This is a genomic window from Halorhodospira sp. 9628, from assembly GCF_022228075.1.
In the GTDB taxonomy this organism is placed as follows: Bacteria; Pseudomonadota; Gammaproteobacteria; order Nitrococcales; family Halorhodospiraceae; genus Halorhodospira; species Halorhodospira halophila_A.
Genome location: NZ_JAJNRF010000011.1, coordinates 62,486 through 70,944, shown reverse-complemented (window position 1 = coordinate 70,944; position 8,459 = coordinate 62,486). Strand labels below are relative to the sequence as shown.

The 8,459-nt window shown below is 69.8% G+C and carries 5 protein-coding genes; 3 read left to right on the top strand and 2 right to left on the bottom strand.

From position 1 onward, the window contains the following. Positions 1-77: 77 nt before the first annotated feature. On the bottom strand, positions 78-629 hold the full coding sequence (gene sufT, locus LRG10_RS10945; protein WP_201172022.1) for a putative Fe-S cluster assembly protein SufT: 552 nt from the start codon (positions 627-629) through the stop codon (positions 78-80). Positions 630-770: 141 nt separating this feature from the next. Between sufT and LRG10_RS10940 the strand changes: the two genes are divergently transcribed. Next, positions 771-1,526, top strand: a complete 756-nt coding sequence (locus tag LRG10_RS10940; RefSeq protein ID WP_201172020.1) for a DUF3429 family protein — start codon at positions 771-773, stop codon at positions 1,524-1,526. Positions 1,527-1,544: 18 nt separating this feature from the next. Here the strand turns inward: LRG10_RS10940 and LRG10_RS10935 are convergent, their stop codons facing one another. After that, the gene (locus LRG10_RS10935; protein WP_201172018.1) at positions 1,545-3,104 is read right to left on the bottom strand and encodes a bifunctional GNAT family N-acetyltransferase/carbon-nitrogen hydrolase family protein; all 1,560 of its coding nucleotides are present in this window, start codon (positions 3,102-3,104) and stop codon (positions 1,545-1,547) included. 85 nt (positions 3,105-3,189) lie between these two features. Between LRG10_RS10935 and LRG10_RS10930 the strand changes: the two genes are divergently transcribed. Both LRG10_RS10930 and LRG10_RS10925 read left to right on the top strand, forming a co-directional pair. Beyond that, positions 3,190-4,926: an outer membrane protein assembly factor gene (locus LRG10_RS10930; RefSeq protein WP_238635576.1), complete on the top strand. Its 1,737-nt coding sequence runs from the start codon at positions 3,190-3,192 to the stop codon at positions 4,924-4,926. Next, on the top strand, positions 4,923-8,447 hold the full coding sequence (locus LRG10_RS10925) for a translocation/assembly module TamB domain-containing protein (protein ID WP_238635573.1): 3,525 nt from the start codon (positions 4,923-4,925) through the stop codon (positions 8,445-8,447). Before LRG10_RS10930 ends, LRG10_RS10925 begins: the two co-directional genes overlap by 4 nt. Positions 8,448-8,459 lie beyond the last annotated feature (12 nt).

Here is an 8,459-nt window from a genome sequence, read left to right as displayed (position 1 = left end):
CCCCGGGGGGGGGGGGGGGGCGGGCCCCCCCCCCCCCCGGGGGGCCCCCCCCCCCGCGGCGGCGCTAGTGTCTGCGACTACATCAGGCCGACCTGCAGCTTGGCGGCCTCGGACATCATCTCCTTGCTCCACGGCGGCGTGAAGACGAGGTTCACCTGGGCCTCGGCGACGGTGGGCACCATCTGCACCTTGACCCGGACGTCGTGGGCGAGGATGTCGCCCATGCCGCAGCCTGGCGCGGTGAGGGTCATGTCGATGTCCACATGGCGCTGCCCGTGCTCGTCCTTGTGGATGTCGCAGCGGTAGATCAGCCCGAGGTCGACCACGTTGACCGGGATCTCCGGGTCGTAGCAGGTGGCCATCTGTTCCCAGATCAGCCGCTCCACGTCCTCGTCGCCGGCGCCTTCCGGGAGTTCCGGGGGCTGGGGTGGTTCCTTGCCGATGGCGTCGGCGTTGGCGCCGTCGATGCGGAACAGGTAGCCCTGCAGGTAGATGGTGTAGCTCCCGCCGAGGGCCTGTGTCAGCACCCCTTCTGCGCCGGCGGGGATGATGCCGGTGTCCCCGGCGGGGATGACCACGGCTTCGCAGTCGCGCTGGAAGGTGATGGGTTCGCCCTTGGGTGCGTACATGGCTCGGATCCCCGGGTTTGCTGAACGGTGTGGCGGACGGGTTCATGCTAGCAAAAGTGGACTTTCAGAGTCCGCATGTCCGGCGACGGTGCCGCGCCGGATCCCCTACACTGGGGGCGCGATGCAACCGGAGGAGCTGGCATGACAGATGACGGCACGATACGGCAGGGCGGCGGCGATCCCGCATTGGCCCGTGAGCTGAGTTCGGCGACGGTGGTCATCTTCCGCTCGGGGTTGACCGATACCCGTTCGGTGGTGCGGGCGCTGCACCGCAGCGGGGTGGATTACCGGGAGGTCGAGATGCCCATGGGATCGGCGCAGATGCGCGACCGATTCCACCAGCTCCAGGAGATGACCGGCTGGCGGAGCCTGCCCCAGATCTTCGTCCACGGCGCCTTCGTCGGCGGTCCCGATGAGCTCCTCGAGCATCCGGTGGTCGGCGGTGACACCGCAGCGTCGGCACGGGCCGAGCGCCCGGGCCGTGCGCTGGGTTATGCCGGGCTGATCCCGTTCGTGGTCGGCCTGCTGGTGGCCGCCGCCGCTCCCGCGGGGGTCCACGAGCAGGCGGTGGCCGCCACCCTGGCCTACGGCGCCGCCATCCTGGCGTTCCTCGGCGGGGTCCACTGGGGGGTGGCGCTGCTGCGGGACCAGCGCCCCTGGCCGGTCATGACAGTCGGTGTCCTGCCGGCGCTGGTCGGCTGGCTGGGTGCCGGGCTCGGGGTTGTTGCCGCCCCTGCCGCCGGGGCACTGCTGCTGGCCGCCGGGTTCGCCGCCTGGTACGGCTACGAGCGCCTCGCCGATCCGGGGACCGGCTTCCCGCCTTGGTACCGCCAGCTCCGCGGGCGGCTCACCGCCGTGGTCTGCGCTGTACTCGTGCTGCTGGCGCTGATCGCCTGATTTCCGGGGCCGGGCCGATCAGTCCCGGCCCAGCCACTGGATGCGGTAGAGGTCCAGGCGGCGGTCCTTGTAGTTGCGGACGGATCCCTCGTTGCGGATCTCGGTGAGCTTGTCCAGGTCCAGGTCGACGATCAGGGTCATCTCCGTGTTCGGCGTCGTCTCCGCCACGATGGCGTCGTGGGGGAAGGCGAAGTCCGCCGGCGAGAACACGGCCGACTGTGAATACTGGATGTCGATGTTCTCGACCTTGGGCAGGTTGCCGACGGATCCGGTGATCGCCACGTAGCACTCGTTCTCGATGGCCCGGGCCTGGGCGCAGCGGCGCACGCGCAGGTAGCCGGTCTGCGTGTCCACCCAGTACGGCACGAAGAGGATGCGCGCCCCTTTCTGGTTGAGGATTCGCGGCAGTTCCGGGAACTCGGAGTCGTAGCAGACCAGGATGCCGATCTTGCCGATGTCGGTCTCGAAGACCTTCAACTCATCGCCGCCGCGCACCCCCCAGTAGGAGCGCTCATCCGGGGTGATGTGCAGCTTGTGCTGCTCGTCGGTGGTGCCGTCGCGCCGGCACAGGTAGGAGACGTTGTAGAGCGACTGCTCCTGGTAGACCGGCATCGAGCCGGCGATGATGTTGATGTTGTAGGAGACGGCCAGGCGCGACATCTCATCGACGATCTCGTCGGTGTACTGCGCCAGTCCGCGGATGGCCTCGGCCGGGTTCTCCTGGTTGAACAGTGACAGCAACGGGCCGTTGAAGAACTCCGGGAACAGGGCGAAATCGGCGTTGTAGCCGGCTAGGGCGTCCACGAAGAACTCGACTTGGTCGATCAGTTCATCGACCGAGCTCATCGGGCGCATCTGCCACTGCACGGTGCCAACCCGGACCACGGCCTTGCGCCGCGTGATCAGCGGCTGCTCCTTGGGCTCGTAGAAGATGTTGTTCCACTGCACCAGGGTGGCGTAGGCGTGCGAGTCGCGGTCCGACGGCAGGTAGTCGGTGATGATCCGCCGCACGTGGAAGTCGTTGGCGAGCTGGAAGGAGAGGATCGGATCGTGGATCTCGCGGCGCTTGACCAGCTCGATGTACTCCTCGGGCGACATCTCGTCGGCGTGCCGGGTGTAGCCGGGAATGCGCCCGCCGGCGACGATGCCGCGCAGGTTCAGGCGCCGGCACAGCTCCTTGCGCGCGTCGTAGAGCCGACGGCCGAGGCGCATGGCGCGGTACTCCGGATCGACGAAGATGTCCACGCCGTAGAGGACGTCGCCGTTGGGGTCGTGGGTGGTCAGGTAGCCCCCGCCGGTGATCTCCTCGTAGGTGTGCTTGTCGCCAAAACGGCCGTAGTCCACGATGAGCGTGATGGCGCCGGCAACCACACGACCATTGTCCTCGATGCAGATCTGCCCCTCCGGGAAGCGGTTGATCTGCGCGGCGAACTGCTCCCGGGACCACGCCCCGTCCATATCGGGATACACTTGGTCCATGATGCGCGCGACATCGTCATAGTCCTCGAGGACCATGTTGCGCAGGCGCAGGTGGTGCTCATCCTGTTCCGTCCGTTCCGTTTCCGGCTCTTCTTGCATGGACCTCGTGATCCCCTCTTCTGATCGGCCAAGGCGCTCCCGGGGGGGCGCAGCCCCCGAGTATACAAGCCTGTGCCGGCCCTTGGTGACCCCCCCGGTCTGGCTGCCGGTCGTGCTCTTGCTGATCCTGCTGGCACTGCCCGGGCGTCCGGCCCAAGCCGGGGTGGAGGTGGTCATCGAGGGGGTCAGCGGCGAGTTGGCCGATCAGGTGCGCGGCCATATCGGCGAACCGGCATCCGCCGACCCCGCGGTTGTTGCCGCCTTCCGCCGGCGGGCCCCGGAGCGGGCCGAGCGCGGACTGCAGGCCGTGGGCTATTACGACTCGCAGGTCCAGGTGCGTCGCGAGCGGATCGACGAAGAGCAGGTGCGGCTGACCGTGCTGGTGGATCCGGGTGAGCCGGTCCGCCTGAGCCGTGTGCACGTGCTAATCACCGGGCCGGCGGGGACGGATCCGGCCTTCGCCGGGATCGAGCAGCGGCTCGGCCTCGCCGAGGGGGATGTCCTCCACCACGGGCGCTACGAGGCGGCGCGCCGGGCGATCCAGAACCTCGCGCTGGATCGGGGGTACTTCGATGGCCGCTACGTCACCCGCCGGGTCGAGGTGGACCCGGAGGCCCGCGAGGCCGAGGTGATCCTGCATTACCACAGCGGCATACGGTACCGCTTCGGAGTGGTGCAGTTCGCCGAAGCCCCCCTGGCCGAAGAGTTCCTGCAGCGCCTGGTCCCCTTCGAGCGCGGCGAGCCGTACACCGCCGAGCAGGTGGCGGCCTTCAACCGCCAGCTGCTCGACAGCGGCTATTTCTCCGACGTGCGCGTTCGCCCGCAGCGCGATGGCACGGACGAGGGCGAGGTGCCGGTAGACGTGGACCTCTCGACCCGGGCCCGGCATGAGATCACCACCGGGGTGGGCTACACCACGGACCTCGGTGCCCGGATTCGTCTGGGTTGGCGCCGGCCCTGGGTTAACCAGTGGGGTCACTCCCTGGCGGTGGAAAGCGAGATCGCCCAGCGCCGGCAGAACCTGAGCGGCACCTATACGGTGCCGCTGCGCGACCCCCTGCGCACCCAGCTGGAATACCAGCTTGGGGTCCAGGCCCAGGACGTGGCGGACATCGATACCGAGCAGATCACCGCCTCCGTTCAGCACCGGCATCGGCTGGAGAGTGGCTGGCAGCAGGTCCTGTCCCTGCGCGCCCAGCGCGAGCGATACCGCATCGATGACGACCGGCGCACGACGCAGCTCTACATCCCGGGCGTCAGCTGGAGCCGGGTGCGCAGCCGCGGCGGGCTCGATCCGCGCTGGGGCGACCGGCAGCTGCTGGCCCTGGAGGTGGCGGACCCCGATCTGGCCTCGGACATTGAGCTGCGCCGTGTGCGTGCCGCCACCCGCTGGGTGCGCACGCTGGGCGAGCGGCACCGTTTCCTCGTCCGTGGTGAAGTCGGTGCGCTGGCCACGGATTCATTCGCGGATGTACCGCCGTCGCTGCGCTTTTACGCCGGTGGTGATCAGAGCGTGCGCGGCTACAAGTACCAGACGCTGGGGCCGGAGGAGGACGGCACGGTGATCGGCGGGCGTTACCTGGCCGTAGGCAGTGTCGAATACGGTTACCAGCTTACGCCCAACTGGCGCCCGGCGGTCTTTCTCGACAGCGGCAATGCCTACGCCGACTGGGACGACCTCGGCAGCGAAGCGAAAACCGGGGCCGGTTTCGGCATCCGCTGGTCGTCGCCGGTGGGGCCGGTCCGTCTCGATCTCGCCTCGACGGTGGGGGAGGCGGATGACTCCTGGCGTCTCCACTTTTCCATGGGGTCGGACCTGTGATCACTCTGCGTCGCCTGTTCAAGCTTTCCGGCACGATCCTTCTGGCGGTGCTCGGCCTGCTTTTGCTGGCGCTTGCCTGGCTGCTGATGACCACCTCGGGGGCGCGCCTGGCCGCCGCCGTGGCCGAGTCGGTGGAGCCGCGGCTGGAGCTGCGGGTCACCGGTGGCAACCTCGCGCGGGGCGTTGAAGTGGCGGACGTGGGCTGGCGCGATGAACGGGTCGACGTCGCCGTGACGAGCGCGGCCCTGGTCTGGCAGCCGCAGCGCCTGCTTGCCGGTGAGGCGCGGGTCGATTCCCTGCGGGTCAGTGGGGTCGAGGTGACCGTGGCCGAGGGAGAGGAGCCGCCGGTCCAAGCCGACCCGGAGGCCCGGGACGAGCCGCTGACCCTGCCCCGCATCGAGCTGCCCCTCGCCGTCGACGTCGAGAAACTGCTGGTCGAGCAGGTGACCCTGACCTTCGGTGATGCCCCGGCGCAGCGGATCAAGCGTCTGGAGACCGCGTGGACGGCTTTCGGCACCGAGTGGCGCATCCATCGGTTGCTGGTTGAGCGGGACGACGCCCGGGTGGAGCTGGAGGGCTCGCTGCATACCGCCGAGAGCTATCCGCTGTCCCTGTTTGTGCGCGGCACGGCGGCAGCCCCCGGGCTGCCGGAACGTCTCCGTTTCGCCTCGCGGTTCGGCGGCAGCGTGGCGGCGTTGCGGGTGACCAGCACCCTGGCTGGGCCGGTCAGCGGCGCGATCGATCTGGATATCCAGCCGCTCGATCCGCAGCTGCCTCTGCGGATCGAGACCGAGGATCTGGATGGCGGCTGGCCCCTGGATACCCGGGGGGTCGTGGCCGCCGAAGGGCTGAACCTGACTGCCGAGGGGGATCTCGACGGCCTGCGCGGCACCCTGGACACCGATCTGACCGGTGAGCACGTGCCCCGCGGGTACTGGCGCAGCCGGTTCGAGGTTGATGCCGAGGGGGCGCGTCTTACCGATTTGCGGGGTGAGCTGCTCGGCGGCGAGCTCGAAGGGCAGGCGCGGCTCGGCTGGGACGCCGACGGGGTGCGTTGGGACGTGACCGCCGAGGCCGTCGCCTTGGATCCGTCGCTGGAATGGCCGCAGGCCCCGCAAGGGGTGAGCGGACCGCTCAGCGTCCGCGGTCAGGCCGGCGGGGAGGGGTGGGCGTTGACCATCGATACCCCCGGCCTGAGTGGCGAGCTGCACGGGCGCGCGGTGGCCGTCCGCGGCCGTGGCGAGCACACCCTGGACGAGGTCTGGCGCCTGAGCGGCATCGAGGCGCGGGTCGATGGTGGGGAGGTCTTGCTGGACGGTGCCCTGGCGGAGACCTGGGATGTAGAGCTACGCGCCCGGCTGTCTGATCTCGGCGCGCTGGACGAGCGTCTGGGCGGCGCCCTGGAGGCCCATGCACGGGTGCGCGGCGCCCCCGACGCCCTGGATATCGAAAGTGCCGGCCGTGGGCGCGGGCTGCGCTACGACGCCTACCACATCGATGCCCTGGACTGGCAGGCCGATGTCCCGGCGCTGGCGCAGCAGCCGGGCGATGCCGTCGTGCAGGCCCGAGGTATCGAGCTGCCCCAGGGGGGAGTCGACGAACTCGAGATGCGCGCCACCGGCAGCCGCGCCGCCCACCACTTAGGGGTGCGCCTGCACGCCCCCGAGGGGCAGGGCCACCTGGGGGTGGCCGGGGGCTGGCAACCGGAATTCGGCTGGAGTGGGCTGCTCGTGGACGCCGGCGGCGAGTTCCGCGACCACCGGGTTCGCCTGGATGCCCCCTTCCCGATGCGCTATGCCGACGAGGAGCTTGAACTTGGGGCGCAGTGCTGGCGTTACCGGGACGCGCGCCTGCAGCTGCCCGACGGTGTGCGCGCTGGCCCCGAGGGGGCCGACCTGCGATTCCTCCTCGAGGGCTTCGACCTGGCCTGGGTAGAGCCTTGGCTCCCCGCCGGGGTTGACTGGGAGGGCGGCCTGTCCGGGGACGGCGCGGTCCGCTGGACCCCGGAGGAGGGTGTGGACGCCCGGGTCCGGGCGGAAAGCCTCGATGGGCGCCTGGCCCTGACGCTACACGACGAATTCGACGATGGGGATCCGGTGATTCGCGACGTCGATTATCAGCGCCTGGCTGTCCAGGGGCGCTATAGCCCTGACGAGGCGGAGGCCCAGCTCGACTTTGAGGCCGCCGATGCGGGCAATGCGGCGCTCCGGGTCCGCGGCGATCCGCGTGCGGACGGTGAGGCCGTTGCCGGCGAACTGAGGGTCGACGGCCTGCGCGTGGGCTTCTTCCGGCCCCTTGTGCCCGATCTCAGCGAACTGGCCGGTGAGGTCAATGCTCGGGCGCAGCTCACCGGTACACGCAGCGATCCGCGGTTGGCCGGGCGGGTCGAGCTGCGGGATGGCATCGTAGCGGCGCCGCAGTCCGCCAGCCGTGTGGAGGACTTGGGGCTGTGGGTCGCTTTCGACGGCGATCAGGCCGATATCGGCGGCGGCTTCCGGGTCGGCGACGGCCAGGCGCGGATCCAGGGGGACGCCGCCTGGAACGGGGATGACTGGCGCGTGGACCTGGGCCTGGACGGGGACGAGCTATGGGCGGACGTGCCCCCGTTCGCCGAGTTGGCGGTCAGTCCGCGGCTGAACCTGGCAGTGCGCCCGGGCCAGGTGCGCGTTGGTGGACAGGTGCAGGTGCCGCGGGGCGCCATCGCCATACGCGAGCTTCCGGACCGGGCGGTAGGGCATTCGCGCGATGTGGTGGTGGTTCGCCGCGACGAAGAGGCGCCGGCGCTGACCGACGCCATGCCCGAAGGCTGGCAGGTAGAGGGGGATGTGGAGCTGGCCCTCGGCGATGCGGTCACCCTTGCCGCCTTCGGGGTGCGCGGGCGCCTCGGCGGGGCCTTGCGTGTGCTCCAGCAGCCGGATGGATCCACCGAGGCTTACGGCGAGCTGCGCGTCGAGGATGGCGAGTACCGTGCCTACGGGCAGCGCTTGGCCATCCGGCGGGGGCTGGTGCTGTTTGCTGGTCCGCTGGATCGGCCGCAGCTCGATATCGAGGCTGTGCGGCGGATCGAGCGTGACCGGGTAACGGCCGGCATCCGCGTCGGCGGCTTTGCTGACGAGCCCCAGGTCACGCTGTTCAGCGAGCCGACCATGTCCCAGGAGAACGCCCTGTCCTACCTGATCCGGGGGCGGCCGATGGGGGCCGAGGGCCCCGGGACCGACGAAATGCTCGCCTCGGCGGCCCTGGCCCTCGGGCTTTACGGTGGCGCCGGCGTGGTCACCGCGGCGGCCGAGCAGGTGGGTATACGCGATTTCGACATCGACACTGCCGGCGAGGGCGAGGACGCCCAAGTGGTGCTCTCCGGGTACATCACTCCGCGGCTCTACGTCGCGTACGGGGTGGCCGTGTTCAGCCCGGTGAATACCGTGACCCTGCGCTACTACCTGACCTGGCAGCTTTACCTCGAGGCGGTCAGCGGTGAGGATAGCGCCCTCGACCTGATGTACCGTTTCGATATCGACTGAGGTGACGGGGCG

Excerpts from the sequence above, each read along its gene's own strand:
- sufT (WP_201172022.1), bottom strand. The coding sequence starts at position 629 with ATGTACGCACCCAAGGGCGAACCCATCACCTTCCAGCGCGACTGCGAA.
- LRG10_RS10940 (WP_201172020.1), top strand. The coding sequence starts at position 771 with ATGACAGATGACGGCACGATACGGCAGGGCGGCGGCGATCCCGCATTG.
- LRG10_RS10935 (WP_201172018.1), bottom strand. The coding sequence starts at position 3,104 with ATGCAAGAAGAGCCGGAAACGGAACGGACGGAACAGGATGAGCACCAC.